The sequence below is a fragment of the Solimonas terrae genome (assembly GCF_011067135.1).
GTDB lineage: Bacteria > Pseudomonadota > Gammaproteobacteria > Nevskiales > Nevskiaceae > Solimonas > Solimonas terrae.
This window is the reverse complement of record NZ_JAAMOW010000001.1, coordinates 590,862-608,578: the sequence shown is the minus strand read 5'-3', so window position 1 is coordinate 608,578 and position 17,717 is coordinate 590,862. Positions and strand designations below refer to the sequence as shown.

Annotated in this window: 17 protein-coding genes; 8 read left to right on the top strand and 9 right to left on the bottom strand. The window is 64.9% G+C overall.

Features of this window, described 5'->3' with window-relative positions:
• The first annotated feature begins 60 nt into the window (after window positions 1-60).
• The gene (lon, locus tag G7Y85_RS02785) at window positions 61-2,394 is read left to right on the top strand and encodes an endopeptidase La (protein WP_241695981.1); all 2,334 of its coding nucleotides are present in this window, start codon (window positions 61-63) and stop codon (window positions 2,392-2,394) included.
• Window positions 2,395-2,444: 50 nt separating this feature from the next.
• On the opposite strand, the gene G7Y85_RS02780 is transcribed toward lon, so the two are convergent.
• Window positions 2,445-2,843: a hypothetical protein gene (locus G7Y85_RS02780; RefSeq protein WP_166251312.1), complete on the bottom strand. Its 399-nt coding sequence runs from the start codon at window positions 2,841-2,843 to the stop codon at window positions 2,445-2,447.
• Window positions 2,844-2,890: 47 nt separating this feature from the next.
• Complete coding sequence (gene gloB / locus G7Y85_RS02775) at window positions 2,891-3,661, bottom strand: hydroxyacylglutathione hydrolase (RefSeq protein ID WP_166251309.1); 771 nt, start codon at window positions 3,659-3,661, stop codon at window positions 2,891-2,893.
• A 55-nt stretch (window positions 3,662-3,716) separates the two neighbouring features.
• Between gloB and G7Y85_RS02770 the strand changes: the two genes are divergently transcribed.
• The 3 genes from G7Y85_RS02770 to dnaQ all read left to right on the top strand — a co-directional run bounded on the left by G7Y85_RS02770 (window position 3,717) and on the right by dnaQ (window position 5,795).
• Window positions 3,717-4,493: a class I SAM-dependent methyltransferase gene (locus G7Y85_RS02770; protein ID WP_166251306.1), complete on the top strand. Its 777-nt coding sequence runs from the start codon at window positions 3,717-3,719 to the stop codon at window positions 4,491-4,493.
• Between the two features lie 91 nt (window positions 4,494-4,584).
• Window positions 4,585-5,073 carry a ribonuclease HI gene (gene rnhA / locus G7Y85_RS02765; RefSeq protein ID WP_166251303.1) on the top strand — a complete coding sequence of 163 codons (489 nt, stop codon included), beginning with the start codon at window positions 4,585-4,587 and terminating at the stop codon, window positions 5,071-5,073.
• Window positions 5,070-5,795: a DNA polymerase III subunit epsilon gene (dnaQ, locus tag G7Y85_RS02760; protein ID WP_166251300.1), complete on the top strand. Its 726-nt coding sequence runs from the start codon at window positions 5,070-5,072 to the stop codon at window positions 5,793-5,795. Before rnhA ends, dnaQ begins: the two co-directional genes overlap by 4 nt.
• Window positions 5,796-5,839: 44 nt before the next feature.
• Here dnaQ and G7Y85_RS02755 read toward each other — a convergent pair whose 3' ends face one another.
• The gene (locus G7Y85_RS02755; RefSeq protein ID WP_166251297.1) at window positions 5,840-6,769 is read right to left on the bottom strand and encodes a metalloregulator ArsR/SmtB family transcription factor; all 930 of its coding nucleotides are present in this window, start codon (window positions 6,767-6,769) and stop codon (window positions 5,840-5,842) included.
• Window positions 6,770-6,881: 112 nt separating this feature from the next.
• Entirely contained in the window at window positions 6,882-7,556 is a 675-nt protein-coding gene (locus G7Y85_RS20050) for a histone (RefSeq protein ID WP_174839733.1), read from the bottom strand.
• A gap of 523 nt (window positions 7,557-8,079) precedes the next feature.
• Between G7Y85_RS20050 and fadB the strand changes: the two genes are divergently transcribed.
• The 3 genes from fadB to G7Y85_RS02735 all read left to right on the top strand — a co-directional run bounded on the left by fadB (window position 8,080) and on the right by G7Y85_RS02735 (window position 12,151).
• On the top strand, window positions 8,080-10,248 hold the full coding sequence (gene fadB, locus G7Y85_RS02745; protein WP_166251295.1) for a fatty acid oxidation complex subunit alpha FadB: 2,169 nt from the start codon (window positions 8,080-8,082) through the stop codon (window positions 10,246-10,248).
• Window positions 10,249-10,372: 124 nt separating this feature from the next.
• The gene (fadA, locus tag G7Y85_RS02740; protein WP_166251293.1) at window positions 10,373-11,533 is read left to right on the top strand and encodes an acetyl-CoA C-acyltransferase FadA; all 1,161 of its coding nucleotides are present in this window, start codon (window positions 10,373-10,375) and stop codon (window positions 11,531-11,533) included.
• 192 nt (window positions 11,534-11,725) lie between these two features.
• Window positions 11,726-12,151 (top strand): MAPEG family protein, encoded by a 426-nt coding sequence (locus tag G7Y85_RS02735; RefSeq protein WP_166251291.1) that lies wholly within the window; start codon window positions 11,726-11,728, stop codon window positions 12,149-12,151.
• Between the two features lie 71 nt (window positions 12,152-12,222).
• On the opposite strand, the gene G7Y85_RS02730 is transcribed toward G7Y85_RS02735, so the two are convergent.
• From G7Y85_RS02730 to G7Y85_RS02715, 4 genes are all read right to left on the bottom strand, one after another.
• Entirely contained in the window at window positions 12,223-12,771 is a 549-nt protein-coding gene (locus G7Y85_RS02730) for a CC0125/CC1285 family lipoprotein (RefSeq protein ID WP_166251289.1), read from the bottom strand.
• A 110-nt stretch (window positions 12,772-12,881) separates the two neighbouring features.
• A complete protein-coding gene (locus G7Y85_RS02725) occupies window positions 12,882-14,525 on the bottom strand; it encodes a GMC family oxidoreductase (protein WP_166251883.1) in 1,644 nt (547 codons plus the stop codon).
• Between the two features lie 243 nt (window positions 14,526-14,768).
• Window positions 14,769-15,239 (bottom strand): Imm26 family immunity protein, encoded by a 471-nt coding sequence (locus G7Y85_RS02720; RefSeq protein WP_166251287.1) that lies wholly within the window; start codon window positions 15,237-15,239, stop codon window positions 14,769-14,771.
• Between the two features lie 75 nt (window positions 15,240-15,314).
• Complete coding sequence (locus G7Y85_RS02715; RefSeq protein ID WP_166251285.1) at window positions 15,315-16,349, bottom strand: isocitrate/isopropylmalate dehydrogenase family protein; 1,035 nt, start codon at window positions 16,347-16,349, stop codon at window positions 15,315-15,317.
• A gap of 165 nt (window positions 16,350-16,514) precedes the next feature.
• On the opposite strand from G7Y85_RS02715, the gene G7Y85_RS02710 reads away from it, so the two are divergent.
• Complete coding sequence (locus G7Y85_RS02710; protein WP_166251283.1) at window positions 16,515-16,874, top strand: SpoIIAA family protein; 360 nt, start codon at window positions 16,515-16,517, stop codon at window positions 16,872-16,874.
• 15 nt (window positions 16,875-16,889) lie between these two features.
• Here the strand turns inward: G7Y85_RS02710 and G7Y85_RS02705 are convergent, their stop codons facing one another.
• Complete coding sequence (locus tag G7Y85_RS02705; protein ID WP_166251281.1) at window positions 16,890-17,660, bottom strand: AraC family transcriptional regulator; 771 nt, start codon at window positions 17,658-17,660, stop codon at window positions 16,890-16,892.
• Window positions 17,661-17,717: the final 57 nt, after the last annotated feature.

Below are 17,717 nucleotides of genomic sequence, written 5' to 3'. Positions count from 1 at the left end.
AACCAGCCCGAACGCACCGCACCCGTCCTGCCGCTGCGCGATGTGGTCGTGTTTCCGCACATGGCGATCCCGCTGTTCGTCGGCCGCGAGAAGTCGATCAAGGCGCTGACCGCGGCGATGCAGGACGACAAGCGCATCCTGCTCGTGGCGCAGAAGACCGCCGATACCGACGAGCCGCGCGAGGAAGACCTCTATCGCGTCGGCACGCTCGCCAGCATCCTGCAGATGCTGAAACTGCCGGACGGTACCGTGAAAGTGCTGGTCGAAGGCGTGCACCGTGCGCGCATCGCGAGCTTCGACTTCGAAGGCGCCTACCTGACGGCCGACTGCCAGCAGCTGCCGGACGACAAGCTCGGCACCACCGATGACAAGGAAGTCGACGCGGCGACGCGTTCGATCCTGGCCCAGTTCGAGGGCTACGCCAAACTCAACAAGAAGATTCCGGCGGAACTGTTGCCGTCGCTGGCCAGCATGGACGCGCCCGGCCGGCTCGCCGACACGATCGCTGCCCACCTGAATCTGAAGCTCGAGGACAAGCAGGAAGTGCTGGAGATCGACGATGCGAAGAAGCGCATCGAGCACGTCATGCGGCAACTCGAAAGCGAGATCGACGTGCTGCAGATCGAGAAGAAGATCCGCACGCGCGTCAAGCAGCAGATGGAGAAGAACCAGCGCGAGTACTACCTGAACGAGCAGATGAAGGCCATTCAGAAGGAACTCGGCGAGAACGAGGACGGCCCGAACGAGCAGGAGGAACTGGCCAGCAAGGTCGAGAAGGCCGGCATGCACAAGGAGGCGAAGGCCAAGGCGGTCGCCGAACTCAACAAGCTGAAGATGATGCCGCCGATGTCGGCGGAAGCCACCGTCGTGCGCAATTACCTCGACGTGCTGACCTCGGTGCCGTGGAAGAAGCGCACCAAGACCGTCATCGACCTCGATCTGGCGCAGACCAAGCTCGACGAGGACCATTACGGTCTGGAGAAGGTCAAGGAACGCATCGTCGAGTATCTGGCCGTGCAGGCGCGCATGAAGAAGCTCAAGGGCCCGATCTTGTGCCTCGTCGGCCCGCCGGGCGTCGGCAAGACCTCGCTCGGCCGTTCGATCGCCGATGCGGTCAACCGCAAGTTCGTGCGCATGTCGCTGGGCGGCGTGCGCGACGAGGCCGAGATCCGCGGTCATCGGCGCACCTACATCGGCTCGATGCCGGGCAAGATCATCCAGAACATGAGCAAGGTCGGCGTCAAGAACCCGATGTTCCTGCTCGACGAGATCGACAAGATGGCCATGGATTTCCGTGGCGATCCGTCGTCGGCGCTGCTCGAGGTGCTCGATCCGGAACAGAACTCGACGTTCCAGGATCACTATCTCGAGGTCGAATACGACCTCTCGGACGTGATGTTCATCGCCACCGCGAACACCCTGAACATTCCGGGCCCGCTGCTCGACCGCATGGAAGTGATCCGCCTGCCGGGTTACACCGAGGACGAGAAGGTCGCGATCGCCAAGCAGTACCTCGTGCCGAAGCAGATGAAGAACAACGGCGTGAAGGACGGCGAGCTGTCCGTCAGCGACGACGCGCTGCGCAACATCGTGCGGCTGTACACGCGCGAAGCCGGTGTGCGTTCGCTGGAACGTCTGGTCAGCAAGATCTGCCGCAAGGTGGTCAAGGAGCTGCTGACTTCGAAGGAGACGACGCGCGTCGACGTGACGGCCGACAATCTCGACAAGTATCTGGGCGTCTACCAGTTCCGCTACGGACGTGCCGAAGAGCGCAACCAGGTCGGTCAGGTCACCGGTCTGGCGTGGACCGAAGTCGGCGGCGAACTGCTGACGATCGAGGCGGCGCTGGCGCCCGGCAAGGGCAAGCTGACGCAGACCGGCTCGCTCGGCAACGTCATGCAGGAGTCGATCCAGGCCGCCTTGACGGTCGTGCGTTCGCGCTCGAACAAGCTCGGCATCGATCCGAAGTTCTACGAGACCACCGACATTCACGTGCATGTGCCGGAAGGCGCAACACCGAAGGACGGTCCGTCGGCCGGTGGTGCGATGTGCACGGCACTGGTCTCGGCGCTGACCGAGATTCCGGTGCGCGCCGATGTCGCGATGACCGGCGAAATCACCCTGCGTGGCGAGGTGCTGCCGATCGGTGGCCTGAAGGAAAAGCTGCTGGCGGCTCAGCGCGGCGGCATCAAGACCGTGATCATTCCGCAGGAGAACGTCAAGGATCTTGCCGACATTCCGGAGACGGTGAAGTCGACGCTCAACATCGAGCCGGTACGCTGGATCGAGGACGTATTGCGGATCGCGCTCGAGCGCGAGCCGGAGCCGCGGGTCGTCGCCGAAACGCCGGCGACCGGCGAATCGGCCGCCGCGGAAGCGGCGCGCGCACACTGAGTTCTCGGCAGGCGGAAAAAGCCCGGGTCAGCCCGGGCTTTTTCGTGCGGCTACTGCGGACAGATCGTCCAGTTGTCGATCGCATCCCAGACATTGACGGGCTGAAAGCCGGCGACCGGCGTGCCGGCAGCCTTGTCCAGTTCCTGGGCGATCTCGACCTTGATGTTGCCTTGCTCGGCGTCCTGCACGAAGCCGACGTAGGCGAGCTTGCCGTCGGCGGAGTCGCGGCAGATCTTCAGGCCGGCCTCGCGCCGGATGCGGGACAGTTCAGCGATTCGCGCCAGTGGATCCGGCGCCGCAGCGGCGGCGGCGGCGCTGGCGGTCGCGCCGCCCGCGGCCCCGGCCTGGGCGAATGCTGGCAAGGAGAGCAGGCCTGCGCATGCGGCCAGCATCAGCATCGGTGCGTGGCGGCGTCGGCCTGGCCACGCGGCGGCCGGCAGATGGTTCATGAAGGGCTCCTGCGCTGCGGGTTTGTCCGACATTGGCAAGCAATATCCTAGCCGCGGAAGCCGTCTTTCCAGGCGCGCAGCGCGGCGAATACGGCGACCTCGCCATCAAGTGGCTGTCCGGCATGTTGCGCGGCGCTGGACTGCACCTCGCGCACCGCGCTGCGCAGGAAGGGGTTGTGGCGGCGCTCCAGTGCGATCGTCGATGGCAGGCTCGGCCGGTCGGCGGCCCGCAGGCTGCGGACTTCGGCAATGCGTGCCTGCAGATCGGCATTGTCCGGCTCGACGGCGGCGGCGAAGGCGAGATTGGCGGTCGTGTACTCATGCGTGCAGTAAACCGCCGTTTCGCCAGGCAGCGCGGCCAGACGGCTCAGCGACGCATGCATTTGCGCCGGCGTGCCTTCGAACAGCCGGCCGCAGCCGGCCGAGAACAGGGTGTCGCCGCAGAACAGCCGACCGCCGCCGCAATAGGCGATGTGACCGAGCGTGTGCCCGGGTACCGCCATCACCGTGTACGGCTCGCCGAACAGCTCGACGCGGTCGCCGTCGTCGAGCAGCGTCGTCAGGCCGGGGATCGTGGCCTGCTCGGCACGCGGCCCGCAGACCGGCACGTCCCAGCGTTGGCGCAAGGGCGCGATGCCGGCGGTGTGGTCCGGGTGGTGGTGGGTGATGACGATGGCCGTGAGCTGCAGGGATTCGGCGTCCAGCCAGCGCTGCACGACGCTGCCGTCGCCCGGATCGACGACGATCGCCTGCCGGTCGCGGCGCAGGGCCCAGATGTAGTTGTCGGTAAATGCCGGCAGGGGCTGAACGGTGATCATCGTGCGGGGCTCGGCGTTATGATGAAGGCGAGGTTTCCAGCAAGAGGGTAGTGCGATGACTCCAGCACGTCATCCCCGCGGTCGGCGACTGTCGGATCGTGGTGCGCTTGAGCAATGGTCGGCGTCGCCGCGCGGCCAGCGTTTGCTCGCCCTCGAGTCTGCGGAGCTGCGGCGTCTGCTGCCGGACATCTTCGGTCGCCATGTCCTGCAGATCGGCAGCTGGCTGGGCGACAGTCGTCTGCTGGAGGGCGCGGAAACCCTGCATCGCGCGGTGCTCGGAACCGCGATCGGCGGCAGTGCGTCGGCCGTGATCGATCCCGAACATCTGCCGCTGCCGGCGCGCAGCGTCGATGCGCTGGTGCTGCCGCACACCATCGAGTTCAGCGGTTCGCCGCATACGGTGCTGCGCGAGGCGGCGCGCGTGCTCAATGATCGCGGTCGCCTGTTCCTGCTCGGGTTCAGCCCCTGGAGCTGGCTGGCCTGGCGGCAGCGGCTCGGCCTGCGCGCACGCAACTTTCCGCCGGGCGCGCGTTACTACGGTGCCGGCCGGGTCGGCGACTGGCTGCAGCTGCTCGATTTCGACATCGTTGACGTGCGTCGTTTCGGCAGTGGCTTTCCGTGGCTGGCGCCGCGTTCGATCACGCATCCCTGGACGCCCGGCAATCTGCTGGCACCACTGGCGGAAAGCTATCTGATCGTCGCGCGCCGGCGTGTGCTGCCGATCAATCTGGTCGGCAAGACGCAGCGCGCACAGATCAAACCGTTGATCGGCGTTGCCACGCCGGCCGCGCAGCGGCAAGGGCTCGACGGCGAGCCCAAGCCCGCGCCCTGAGCGTCGTCACCTGCGAATCGGGAGGCGAGTGGCGATGGCGCGCGCATCGTCATCGCGAGTGGCGTGCAGGCGCGGTCGCTAGAATGTGCGCATGAATGATTCCGCGCCTGCATTGAAGTCGATCACCGTTTACACCGACGGTGCCTGCAAGGGCAATCCCGGCCCGGGCGGCTGGGGTGCGGTTCTCCAGTACGGCGGGACGCGACGCACGCTCAAGGGCGGTGAACGTGCGACCACCAACAACCGCATGGAGTTGACTGCCGCGATCGAGGCGCTGAATGCGCTGAAGCAGACCTGCGAGGTGACGCTGTTCACCGACTCGGTTTACGTCGTGCAGGGATTGACGCAGTGGCTGCCGAACTGGAAGGCGCGTGGCTGGAAAACCGCCGACCGGAAGCCGGTCAAGAATCAGGATCTGTGGCAGGCGCTCGATGCTGCCGCCCAGCGACACCGGATCGACTGGCGCTGGGTCAAGGGGCACAACGGCGATCCAGGCAACGAGGAGGCCGATCGGCTCGCCAACGAGGGCGTGCTGATGGCGCTGTCGACTGCCGTCAGCTCCGGGGAACTGACTTCATGAACCGCCAGATCATTCTCGATACCGAAACGACCGGCCTCGAGGTCGACCTCGGCCACCGCATCATCGAGATCGGCTGCATCGAGCTGCGCAACCGGCGCCCCACGCACAACAACTTCCACCGTTACCTCAATCCCGAACGCGAAATCGACGCCGGCGCGATCAGCGTGCACGGCATCACCAACGAGCGCGTCGCGCAGGAGCCGAAGTTCGAGGCGCTGGCGCAGCAGATCTGGGACTACCTCGCCGGCGCCGAGCTGATCATTCACAACGCGCCGTTCGACGTCGGCTTTCTCAATGCCGAGTTCGCGCGCGCCGGTGTGCTGCGCAAGCTCGAAGAAGTCTGCGAGATCACCGACACGGTGACCATGGCGCGGCGTCTGCACCCGGGCCAGAAGGTCAATCTCGACGCCTTGTGCAAGCGTTACGCCGTCGACAATTCGAATCGCGATTTCCACGGCGCACTGCTCGACGCGCGCCTGCTCGCCGACGTCTATCTGGCGATGACCGGCGGCCAGAGCAAGCTGGTGCTCGATGACGAAGGCGCCGGCCAGAACCGGCGCTCGCGTTTCGCCGAGCTGCTTGGCGTCAGCGATGCGGCACTGCCGGTACGGCGGGCCAGCGACGCCGAACTCGTCGCGCATCGCGCACGGCTGCAGAAGATCGACGACAAGTCCAGGGGCAATTGTGTCTGGGCCGGCGAGCTGCCCGCCAAGGACGCCTGATACCGTTGCCGCGGTAGCGCCGCGGTAGCGCCGCGGTCGATCGCTCAGACGCGTCGGGCCAGTGCCGTGACGACCGCGAAATACGGCGGCCGCGGCTCGTGCGAACTGATCCGGCAGCTTTCCACTGCATAACCGCAGGCGACCAGCAGCTTGCGTAGTTTGTCGGGGCTGATGCCGAGGTTGACGTGATCGTAGGCACGCATCGTCTCTTCATGCGTGTGCTCCGCCAGCGCTGCCACGATCAGGCGGCCGCCGGGTTTGAGCAGGCGCGCCGTCTCCTGCAGTACCAGCTTCGGCTCCCTGGTGTAGGCCAGGGCATGCATCATGAAGACATGGTCATAGCGGCCGGCCGCGAGCGGCAGTGCGTGCATGTCGGCCTCGACGAATTCGACTTTCGGGAAATCGTGCAGCCGTTTGCGCGCCGCGGCGATGACGGTCGGACTGATGTCGACGCAGGTCACGCCGTCGGCGCGTTCCGCGACGAGCTCGGCGAGCACGCCGTCGCCGCAGCCGATGTCGAGCACTTCGCCCAGCGACAGCAGGCCGATCAGCGCGCGCGCCGTCGCTTCCCAGGTGCGGCCCGGCGAATAGTGCAGTTCCATGCGCCCGGCAACCGATTCGGCCCAGGTCTGGCCGTGCTTGCGGCGCGCCACGACCTGTTCGGCCCGTTCGTCGTCGACACGAGCCTGGCCGTCGTCGAGCGTGCCGCGCAGCAGGTTCCAGAAGGTCGAGGCTTCGCCGTCGTGCTGGATGGCGGAGTAATACGCCGCATTGCCGGCGCGCTTGTCCTGGACCAGGCCGGCGCGCTTGAGGCGGGCCAGATGCGTCGATACCCGGCTTTGCGCGAGGTCGGTGACTTCGGTCAGCTCCGCGACCGACAGCTCGTAGCGCTCGAGCAGGAGCAGCAGGCGTTGACGGCTGATGTCGGACAGCAGACTGCACAGCGCCGTGCTTTGTTCCAGCGTCAGGCTCATGAGTTCATGCGGATGGACGGATGAATGGGACGGCTTGCGGATTGTCGCCTGCGCGCGCCAAAACGACAAAGGCCCGCCGGATGGCGGGCCTTTGCACGAAGCGAAGTGCCGATCAGGAAGACGATGATTCCGGCGGCGTGCTGTCGCTGATGGTCGCGACGATTTCCGGATGCTCGGCGATCTCCTTCTTGCCCGCCGACGTGGCCAGAAAGGCGCGCGACAGCGGCGACGGCGTGATGTTGACGGCCGCGGCGACGACCGGCTCGGTCACGGCACTGACTTTCTTTTCCACCGCAGCGACGGCCTTCTTCGCCTGCACTTCGACCTTCTTGACGGCTGCCTGTGCTTTCTTGACATCCTTCTTGACGACCGCCTGCGCCTTCTTGACGTCTTTCTTGACGGTCGCCTGAACCTTCTTCACGTCCTTCTTGACGGTCGCCTGAACTTTCTTGACCTTGGCCGTGTTCTTCTTCACCGCCGCCTTGGCCTGCTTGACGGCCTTCTTGGCGCCGTTCTGCGCCTTCTTCACGACCTTCTTCGCGGACTTCTTCAGCGCGGCGATCTTGCTCTTGGCCGAGCTCTTCTTGGCGACGGCCTTCTTCACGAGCTTCTTCGCGGCCGGCTTCTTGGCTGCCGCCTTTTTCGGCGCTGCCTTCTTGGCAACGACCTTCTTGGCCTTGACGGCTTTCTTCGCGACGACCTTCTTGGTCTTCACGGCCTTCTTGGCAACGACCTTCTTCGCAGCTTTGGCAGCCTTGGCCGGGCCCTTCTTCGCGGACTTCTTCATAAGCGTGACAAGCTCCATACGGGTTGCGGCCAGGACGGCCAGGAATATGCGTGCAGCAGTGGAACCAGGCGCGTCGGCTGCGGGGCGTGGCGAAGGCAGGACGCGATTCGCGGCAGGGTCCGGCGCGCAAGGTGGCGACCGGATACCGGGAATTCGTGGGGCGGGGCGACAACAGATGCCGGCATGGCGGGGGCGCGCGCAGCATGGCGATGGCCGGTAACGAACGGCTTTTTCATGTCCTTACAGTGGCGATTCGATGGCGCCATCTACTCCCCTTGACTTTTCCCCCAAAAAGCTGTCGTCGAGTGTAGGTCTGGCCCAAAACATTGTCAAAAAAGAAACACATGCGCGCGTCCGGCCGGCCTCTGGCGGGGCGCTTGCGGACACCTGGCGCGGCCCGGTTTCGAGGTTTCACGTTTGCCGGGCCGCCGCTATGATGGCCGACTTCAAATTTCCGTCGCGCCAGGCTGTCGCAAGGCGGCCGCGCCTCCCCCTTTTCCATCTGCTGAGCGAGGTGTCTGTAATGTCCAACACGCCCCTGTATCAAGGGCAGTCCATCCAGGTCGACAAGCTCGAGAACGGTTTTGCCGAACTCCGCTTCGATCGCCAGGGTGATGTCATCAACAAGTTCGACGCGCGTACCGTGGCCGAACTCGGCGAGGCCGGTGCCGCGCTGGCGAAGGACGGTTCGATCAAGGGCCTGCTGGTGACCAGCGCCAAGGACGTGTTCATCGTCGGTGCCGACATCACCGAATTCGGCGCCAGCTTCCAGCGCCCGGAGGAGGAGATCGCCGCCTGGACCTTCGAGTCCAACAAGGTGTTCAGTGCGATCGAGGACCTGCCGTTTCCCAGCGTGACGGTGATCAATGGCATCGCCCTCGGCGGCGGTTTCGAGATGGCGCTGTCGACGGACTATCGCGTGATGAGCGCGACCGCCCAGGTCGGCCTGCCGGAGGCCAAGCTCGGCCTGTTCCCGGGCTTCGGTGGCACCGTGCGCCTGCCGCGCCTGATCGGTGCCGACAACGCGATCGAATGGATCGCCGGCGGCGAGCAGCAGAAGCCGGCAGCGGCGCTCAAGGTGCACGCGGTCGATGCCGTGGTGGCGCCGGACAAGCTCAAGGACGCCGCGATCAAGCTGCTGCAGCAGGCTGTCGACGGCAAGTACGACTGGAAGGCGCGCCGCGCCCAGAAGACCGGCAAGCTCCAGCTCAATGCGATCGAAGCGATGATGGTGTTCAGCACCTCGAAGGCCTTCATCGCCGGCCAGGCCGGCAAGAACTATCCGGCGCCGCTGGCTGCGGTTTCGGCGATCGAGAAGGCCGCCGGCAAGACCCGCGACGATGCACTCAAGATCGAGGGCCAGGCGTTCGCCAAGGTCGCGAAGACCCCGCAGGCAGACGCGCTGATCGGCCTGTTCCTCAACGACCAGCTCATCAAGAAGAAGGGCAAGGGCTACGTCAAGGCCGGCAAGAAGGTGCAGCACGCGGCTGTGCTCGGTGCCGGCATCATGGGTGGCGGCATCTCGTACCAGTCCGCCGTCAAGGGCGTGCCGGTGATCATGAAGGACATCGCCGACAAGGCGCTGGACCTCGGCATGGAAGAAGCCAACAAGCTGCTGTCCAAGCAGGTCGAGCGCAAGAAGCTGACGCCGGAAAAGGCCGGCCACATCCTGTCGACGATTCGCTCGACGCTGAACTACGGCGATTTCCAGACCGTGGACATGGTTGTCGAGGCGGTCGTCGAGAATCCGAAGATCAAGAAGTCGGTGCTCGCCGAAGTCGAGAGTCAGGTCCGGTCAGGTACGATCATCGCGTCCAACACTTCGTCGATCTCGATCGACGAGCTGGCGACGGCGATGAAGCATCCGGAAAACTTCCTCGGCATGCACTTCTTCAACCCGGTGCATCGCATGCCGCTGGTCGAAGTGATCTACGGCGAGAAGACCTCGAAGGAAGCGATTGCGACCACCGCCGCCTACGCCGCGGCGATGGGCAAGACGCCGATCGTCGTCAAGAACTGCCCGGGCTTTCTCGTCAACCGCATCCTGTTCCCGTACTTCTACGGCTTCCTCGGTGCGCTGCGCGACGGCGCCGATTTCGTCAAGATCGACAAGGTCATGGAAGGCTTCGGCTGGCCGATGGGCCCGGCCTACCTGCAGGACGTGGTCGGCATCGACACCTCGCACCACGTCGGCGATGTGCTGGCCGAGGGTTATCCGGATCGCATGAAAAACGACACCGGCGACAAGACCGCGCTGGATGTGCTGTACGAACAGAAGCGTTTCGGCCAGAAGAACGGCCTCGGCTTCTACAAGTACGAAACCGATCCGAAGGGCAAGCCGAAGAAGATTGCCGATCCGGCGACCTACGAATTGCTCAAGCCGACCCAGAAGGGCCAGGTCGACATGAGCGACGAAGAGATCATCGACCGTCACATGCTGCCGATGATCATCGAGACGGTGCGCTGCCTCGATGACGGTATCGTCGAGACGCCGACCGAAGCCGACATGGGCCTGATCATGGGCATCGGCTTCCCGCCGTTCCGCGGCGGCGCGCTCAAGTACGCCGACACGATCGGCATGCAGACCATCCTCGACAAGTGCGCCAGATACGCGCAGCTCGGCAAGCTCTACGAGCCGACCGAGTCGATGAAGAAGATGGCCGCCGAAGGCAAGCTCTACTTCCCCAAGTAAAGCTCTCAACAACAGTTCCCTCTCCCCGCGGGGAGAGGGCCAGGGTGAGGGGTCTCATTGAAACGCCTCTCACCTCGATCCTCTCCCCGCACATGGGGAGAGGAAGACGAAACGGAGATTTGCAATGACTGATGTCGTGATTGTTGACGCGATCCGTACGCCGATGGGTCGTTCGAAGGGCGGTGCGTTTCGCAACGTCCGCGCGGAAGCCCTGTCCGCGCATTTGATGCAGGAAATCCTCAAGCGCAATCCGGCCGTGCAGGCGGCCGACGTCGAAGACGTGATCTGGGGCTGCGTGATGCAGACCCTCGAACAGGGCTTCAACATCGCGCGCAACGCGGCGCTGCTCGCCGGTCTGCCGCAGACCGTGTCCGGCCAGACCGTCAACCGCCTCTGCGGCTCGTCGATGACCGCGATCCACGCCGCCGTCGGCAGCATCAAGGCCGGTGTCGGCGACATCTTCATCGCCGGCGGTGTCGAGCACATGGGCCATGTGCCTATGACGCATGGCTTCGACGGTGATCCGGAACTGTCGCTCAACACCGCCAAGGCCTCGGCGATGATGGGCCTGACCGCGGAGATGCTGTCGCAGACCCATCAGGTCAGCCGCCAGCAGCAGGACGAGTTCGCGCTCGCCTCGCACCAGCGCGCGTACGCCGCCTGGAAGAATGGCGAGTTCAAGAACGAAATGGTGCCGGTCGAAGGCCATGACGCCGATGGCGCGCCGCTGCTGGTCGACTTCGACGAAGTCGTTCGGGCGGACGCCAACCTCGCCGATCTCGGCAAGCTCAAGCCGGCTTTCAATCCCAAGGGCAGTGTCACCGCCGGCAACAGTTCGGCAATTTCCGACGGCGCGTCGTGCACGCTGATCATGTCGGCCGACAAGGCCAAGGCTCTGGGGCTCAAGCCGATGGCGAAGATCGTCAGCATGGCCTCGGCGGGCTGCAATCCGTCGATCATGGGTATCGGCCCGGTGCCGGCGTCGCAGAAGGCGCTGAAGCGCGCCGGTCTGGACATCAGCAACATCGACTACTTCGAACTCAATGAAGCGTTTGCCGCGCAGTCGATCGCCGTGCTCAAGGATCTCAAGCTCACCGAGCGCATGGACCGCGTCAACGTTCGTGGCGGCGCGATCTCGCTCGGCCATCCGCTGGGCTGCTCGGGTGCCCGCATCACCGGCGCGCTCGCGCATGTGCTGAACGACAAGAATGCCGAGTTCGGTCTGGCGACGATGTGCATCGGCATGGGACAGGGCGTTGCGACGGTGCTGCAGCGCGTGAACTGAGGCCGGAGCCGCAGTCGATCACGAGGGCCGGGCTTTGCCCGGCCCTTTTTGTTGCCGGCAACTCCGTTTCCTGTCCAAGCCCCGGCTTCCGGTACCGCCTCCGGCCATGGCGCGTGTCCGCTGTGGATTGTCGTGTCGAGTCTGCAATAGAGTTCGGTCGGCGCCGACCGGCGCCCATCAGGGGGAGGGAACATGGAAAACGCCAAGCTGCTGCTGCAGCCGGTGGTCGTGCTGGTGCTGTGGACGTTCGTGATGTGGGCGTGGATGTATGCGACGCGCATTCCGGCGATCACACGGATGAAGATGGTGCTCGATCCTCAGCGGGTCAACGGTGCGCAGATGGCCGAACTGCCGGCCTCGGTGCGCTGGAAGGCCGACAACTACAACCATCTGCTGGAGCAGCCGGTCCTGTTCTATGCGGTCGCGATTGCGCTGGCGACGCTCGGCGACGCGTCGACGCTGAGTGTGGCGCTGGCCTGGGCCTATGTCGTGCTGCGGGTCGTGCACAGCTTCGTGCAGGCGCTGATCAACAAGATCGAACTGCGCTTCGGGTTGTTCGCCATCTCCTCGCTGGTGCTGCTCGCGCTCACCGTCCGTGCGGCGATGCAGCTCTGCTGAGCGAACGCAGCGGGTCGACGCGGCAACGAAAAGGCCGGGCAAGGCCCGGCCTTTTCGTTCATCGACAAACCTCATGGCGTGACGCTGCTGCCCGGGCGCAGGGAGCGGGCGACGTCACGCGCGTCATAGGCGTTGACGTTGTCGCCCGGCTTCTGGCCCTTGTGCAGGACGATCTCCAGTCGTGACGTGTAGGCGCGCTCGCTTGTCGTTGTCGCGCTCCCTTCGCCATCGTTGTAGCCGGGAGCATAGGCGACGGAGGACGTGCAGGCGAGCAGGCCGCAGCTGCGATAGACGACCGGCTGCGGCGGTGCCGCGAAATCGGGCGCGAGATTGGTCGTCGACCGGTCGCGGTGTTCGGTGTCCTGCCGGGTGACCGTGAACCAGTCGTAACCCTGCTCCAGCGTGAAATCGGCAGCCCGCAGCAGGGCGTAGTCCCGCACGGTCTCGGCCCGGGTCCGGGTATCGCCGACATAGACGATGCGGTAGTGGCCGTCGCCCAGTGCAGTCTGCGTATAGCCCACCGCGTTGGCTTGCGCGGCCGGCTGGTAAGTGCTCTGGCTCGCGCAGGCGGACAGGGCTGCGGCAAGGACCGCGGCGGGGGCAAGCAGGCGAACGGACATGAGTGATCTCCCCGGAGGTCGGATGGAGCGGAACATTCCGCTGCCTGGTTGGACGGTCTTGCGGAAGACAAGTTTCCGTGCCGACACACGAAACTTTACGTCGGCGTCACTCAGATGGATGCAGATGGCCCGCCGGTGCGGCCGAGCCGGCGATCTTCCCGAATCATCGCGCCCGCCCGTTCGGCAATCATCATGGTCGGCGCATTGGTGTTGCCGGAGGTGATGGTCGGCATGATCGACGCATCGGCGATGCGCAGGCCGTGCAATCCGTGCACGCGCAGCCGGGTGTCGACCACCGAGCCGTCGTCGGCGCGTCCCATCCGGCAAGTGCCGACCGGATGGAAGATCGTGGTGCCGATCGCGCCGGCGGCGTCTGCCAGCTCGTCGTCGCTGCGGTACTGCGGGCCCGGCAGGTATTCCTCGGGCCGGTACGGCGCCAGCGCCGGCTGCGAGACGATGTGACGGGTCAGGCGCAAGGCATCGGCGGCGACGCGGCGATCCTCTTCGGTGGACAGGTAGCGTGGCGCGATGACCGGCGCATCGTGCGGATCGGCCGACGCGACATGCACTTCGCCGCGGGAACTCGGCCGCAGATTGCAGACGCTAGCCGTGAACGCCGGGAAGCGGTGCAGGGGATCGCCGAACTTGTCGAGCGACAGGGGCTGCACGTGGTACTCGAGGTTCGGACGGGTCTGCTCCGGTCCCGAGCGGGTGAACACCCCGAGCTGACTGGGCGCCATGCTCAGGGGCCCGCCGCGCCGCCACGCGTATTCCAGGCCCATCATGGCCTGGCCCCACCAGTTGTTCGCGAGCTGGTTGAGTGAGCGGATGCCGCTGATCCGGTAGATCGAGCGCAGTTGCAGATGATCCTGCAGATTGCGTCCGACGCCGGGCAGGGCGTGATGCGTCGTGATACCGAGCGCGCTCAGTCGTTGCGGATCGCCGATCCCGGAGCGCTGCAGGATGGTCGGCGAGCCGATCGAACCGGCGGCGAGCACGGTTTCGATCCGGCTCGTGGCGCGATGGCGCTCGCCATCGCGGACGAACTCGACGCCGGTCACGCGCGCGCCGTCCAGACACAGGCGGTCGCTGAGCGCGCCGGTCACGACCTGCAGGTTCGGGCGCTTCATGGCCGGTCTCAGGAATGCGCGCGACGCACTCCAGCGCAGGCCGCGCCGCTGCGTGACTTCGAACTTGCCGGAGCCGGTGTTGTCACCGCGATTGAAGTCGTCGGTGCGCGGAATGCCGGCCTGCTCGGCGGCATCGGCAAAGCGATCGAGGATGTCCCAGCGCAGGCGCTGCTGCTCGACGCGCAGCTCGCCGCCGCTGCCATGGTGCTCGCTGGCACCGCGCCAATGATCTTCGCTGCGCTTGAAGACGGGCAGCACGGCGTCCCAGGCCCAAGACGGATCACCGCCGAGTTCGGCCCACTGGTCGTAGTCGCATGCCTGGCCGCGCATGTAGATCATCGCGTTGATCGACGACGAGCCGCCGAGCACGCGGCCGCGCGCGTAGAGAATCGAGCGGCCGCCGAGACCGGCTTCGTCCTGCGTGTGATAGCACCAGTCCGTGCGCGGATTGCCGATGCAGTAAAGATAGCCGACCGGAATGTGAATCCAGATCCAGTCGTCCTTGCCGCCGGCTTCGAGCAGCAGCACCGAAACATCCGGGTCTGCCGACAGGCGATTGGCCAGCACGCAGCCGGCGCTGCCGCCACCGACGATGATGTAGTCGTAAGAACCGAAGGCTTGCATGGTGGGCATGATGGCTACGTTCGTGCCGTGCATTGAGAGTTTTTTGTCGGCGGCGCGCTTTGCGAAGGCCGATGAGGTCCGCGCAAGTCGATATAAGGGATGCCAATATCGATATTTCGCCCGATGCGGATGACTTCACGTAAATGCATCTTCCATGCAAGCGGTACGTCCATTGCGCAAACATCAATGTCCATTCGCAGTATTTTCTCGCAGAAGGAGTCTGACAACGTCACGAGAGCACACTCAATGTGGCCTTGAAAAACGAGCAGAGCTTGGCCGACTACGCCCAGGCGCGAGCAGGCCATCCAAATAATTTGGATCGTGGTACCTGTCCCAAGGAATCAGGCCGTCAAAGGCTTCCACAAGTTCACGAACGATGCCGGATCCAATGATTCGCAGTCCGACGAAATTCGAGCGCCGCAATTCGTCGAGCGCAACAAAACGGTCCGGCTTGATGGCGAGGCGACTCCCTACGATAGTCCATACGCCGCTATCCAAAAGATCTGGAGTCACGAAGAGGACTGCGATCAGGTCTGACTCGATCAGTTTCGGCGACACATCGTCGCGCCACTTTTCAGCGTAAAACGCGCAAATCGGGCATTTCATTGCACCTGGCTCGAGTGCAATCACCTGGCCGATCGCCGCGCTTCCGTCTCGCAGCGGTACTTCGAAGACATCGCCGACACCCCATTTCTGCTTTCGGCGACGACTCATCTTTTGCCTTCGCTGCTTGACTCATCCATCTGCAAGCTTCCCGGGTTAAAAGTGCAGCCTCTGACGGTCCGCGGCTCAACCCTCGTTGCGAATGCGCGCGACGAGCGCGGCAGTGAACGTCTTGGTATCGGCCTTGCCGCCGAGATCGCCGGTGCGGACCTGATCGAGGTTGAAGGTGGCGTCGATCGCCTTGCGCAGCCGATCGCCCTTGTCCTGCAGCTTGAGGTGGTCGAGCATCATCGCCGCTGCCAGCAGCAGCGCGACCGGATTGGCGATGCCCTGGCCGGCGATGTCCGGCGCCGAACCGTGTACCGCTTCGAAGATCGCCGCGTCGGCGCCGATGTTGGCGCCCGGCGCCATGCCAAGACCGCCGACCAGGCCGGCGACCAGATCGGAGAGGATGTCGCCGAACAGGTTGGTGGTGACGATGGTGTCGAACTGCCAGGGATTGAGCACCAGCTTCATGGCGCAGGCGTCGACGATGACTTCCTGCAGTTCGATGCGATCCGAGTACTTTGCCTTGTACAGCCTGCGCGCCTCGTCGAGGAAGATGCCGGTCAGCGCCTTCATGATGTTGGCCTTGTGCACGACGGCGATCTTCTTGCGGCCGAGCGCGATCGCGTGCTCGAACGCGTATTCGAGCAGGTGCCGCGAGCCCTGGCGCGTGTTGACGCCGGTGGCGATCGCGACGGCCTCCGGATCGCCGTCGATCGGGATGTAGTGCTCGTAGCCCATGTACAGGCCTTCGAGATTCTCGCGATAGATCATCAGATCGATGTTGTCGTAGCGGCCGCCGGGAATCAGCGTGCGTGCCGGACGCACGTTGGCGTACAGCTTGAACGCTTCGCGCAGGCGCACGTTGCTGGAGCGATAGCCCTTGCCGGACGGCGTTTCCAGCGGTCCTTTCAAGGCAAGCCGCGTGCGGCGGATGCTCTCGATCACCGCATCGGGCAGCGGGTCGCCGGCGGATTTGACGCCGGCGAGTCCGGCCTGCTGGATATCCCAGTCGAACGACACGTCCAGCGCATCGAGCGCGGCCAGCGTCGCGTCGACGATTTCGGGGCCGATGCCGTCGCCGGGGATGAGGGTGGCGGGAATGCGGACGCTCATGGGTATTCAGCTCGGAAAAGGGGAGAACGGCGATAGTAACGGGGCCGGTCGCGGCCGTCTGTCGTCGATCCGCAATCGGCGTCCGTGTTGTGCCGGTGCGATTTCATTGCCGGCAACCGCAGACCGGGCTCCAGCGCCCGCCATGGAATACAGGAGGAACATGACATGATCGAATCGATTCCGTTTCCGGCCGGCAATGTCGTCGGCCTGCGCGTCGACGGCCGTATCGGTACCGAGGCATACGATGCCGTGCGCAAGACCATCGACGCGAAGCTGGCGACGCACGACAAGCTGCGCATCTACGTCGAGGTGCCGGCGTTCGACGGCATGTCGGCGGAAGCCTTTTTCAAGGACCTCAAGTTCGGCCTGAAGAACTGGGATCGCTTCGAGCGCGAGGCGGTGGTCAGCGATCAGAGCTGGGTGCAGAACGTGCTGTCGGTGGCCGCCAAGCTGATGCCGGGCGTCGAAGTGCGCAGCTTTGCGATGGCCGAGACGGAAGCCGCGAAGGAATGGATCTGTCACTGAGCATGTCGCGAGGCTTCAGCTGAAATACGCGCTTGGCGTCACGCCGAACTGGCGCTTGAACATGGTCGCGAACGCGCCGGGGCTGGCATAACCGAGCGCCAGCGCGACGTCGAGCACGCGTTCGCCCTGCGCGAGTTGTTCGAGTGCCGCCAGCAGTCGCGCCTGCTGGCGCCATTGACCGAAGCTCATGCCGGTTTCGCGGGCGAACAGGCGCTGGATGGTTTTCGCATCGATGTGCAGGGTCTGCGCCCATTGCGTTGCCGTGGTGTTGTCATGCGGCGCTCTGGCGAGTCGATCGCAAATCCGGCGCAAACGTGCATCCCGTGGTTGTGGCAGGTGCAAGGCCAGCGCCGGCACCGTCCGCAGCTCGTCGAGCAGCAGCTCGGTGATGCGTTCGCCGCGCGAATCGGGTGTGTGCGGCGGCGTCAAGGCGACCGCGGCAACCAGCAGTTCGCGCAGCAAGGGCGAAACCGCGAGTACTGCGCATCGGGTCGGCAGATCCGGTACGCGCTGCGGATCGATGAACGCCGAGCGCATGTGAACGCTGCCGATCATGCGCACGGCATGTCGGGTTTTCGGCGGCAACCACATCGCGCGGGTCGGCGGCACGACCCAGTGGCCGGCATGGGTGCGCACCATCATCACGCCCTGCACGGCGTAGAGCAGCTGCGCATACGGATGGTCGTGCTCGGCGGTCTCGTGGCCGGGCGAATAATCGGTGGCAAGCGCGGTGACCGGCGCCGGCCCGTGGTCGTGATCGCGAAAGTCGGCGTTGAGCTTGGGCATGTCGCATTTGCAAAGGATGTCGTCCTATTCTCGCAGGACAGGCGTATTGCCGCTGCT

Coding starts and splice junctions, on each gene's coding strand:
- lon (WP_241695981.1), top strand. CDS start 61: ATGGCGATCCCGCTGTTCGTCGGCCGCGAGAAGTCGATCAAGGCGCTG.
- G7Y85_RS02780 (WP_166251312.1), bottom strand. CDS start 2,843: ATGAACCATCTGCCGGCCGCCGCGTGGCCAGGCCGACGCCGCCACGCA.
- gloB (WP_166251309.1), bottom strand. CDS start 3,661: ATGATCACCGTTCAGCCCCTGCCGGCATTTACCGACAACTACATCTGG.
- G7Y85_RS02770 (WP_166251306.1), top strand. CDS start 3,717: ATGACTCCAGCACGTCATCCCCGCGGTCGGCGACTGTCGGATCGTGGT.
- rnhA (WP_166251303.1), top strand. CDS start 4,585: ATGAATGATTCCGCGCCTGCATTGAAGTCGATCACCGTTTACACCGAC.
- dnaQ (WP_166251300.1), top strand. CDS start 5,070: ATGAACCGCCAGATCATTCTCGATACCGAAACGACCGGCCTCGAGGTC.
- G7Y85_RS02755 (WP_166251297.1), bottom strand. CDS start 6,769: ATGAGCCTGACGCTGGAACAAAGCACGGCGCTGTGCAGTCTGCTGTCC.
- G7Y85_RS20050 (WP_174839733.1), bottom strand. CDS start 7,556: ATGAAGAAGTCCGCGAAGAAGGGCCCGGCCAAGGCTGCCAAAGCTGCG.
- fadB (WP_166251295.1), top strand. CDS start 8,080: ATGTCCAACACGCCCCTGTATCAAGGGCAGTCCATCCAGGTCGACAAG.
- fadA (WP_166251293.1), top strand. CDS start 10,373: ATGACTGATGTCGTGATTGTTGACGCGATCCGTACGCCGATGGGTCGT.
- G7Y85_RS02735 (WP_166251291.1), top strand. CDS start 11,726: ATGGAAAACGCCAAGCTGCTGCTGCAGCCGGTGGTCGTGCTGGTGCTG.
- G7Y85_RS02730 (WP_166251289.1), bottom strand. CDS start 12,771: ATGTCCGTTCGCCTGCTTGCCCCCGCCGCGGTCCTTGCCGCAGCCCTG.
- G7Y85_RS02725 (WP_166251883.1), bottom strand. CDS start 14,525: ATGCAAGCCTTCGGTTCTTACGACTACATCATCGTCGGTGGCGGCAGC.
- G7Y85_RS02720 (WP_166251287.1), bottom strand. CDS start 15,239: ATGAGTCGTCGCCGAAAGCAGAAATGGGGTGTCGGCGATGTCTTCGAA.
- G7Y85_RS02715 (WP_166251285.1), bottom strand. CDS start 16,349: ATGAGCGTCCGCATTCCCGCCACCCTCATCCCCGGCGACGGCATCGGC.
- G7Y85_RS02710 (WP_166251283.1), top strand. CDS start 16,515: ATGATCGAATCGATTCCGTTTCCGGCCGGCAATGTCGTCGGCCTGCGC.
- G7Y85_RS02705 (WP_166251281.1), bottom strand. CDS start 17,660: ATGCCCAAGCTCAACGCCGACTTTCGCGATCACGACCACGGGCCGGCG.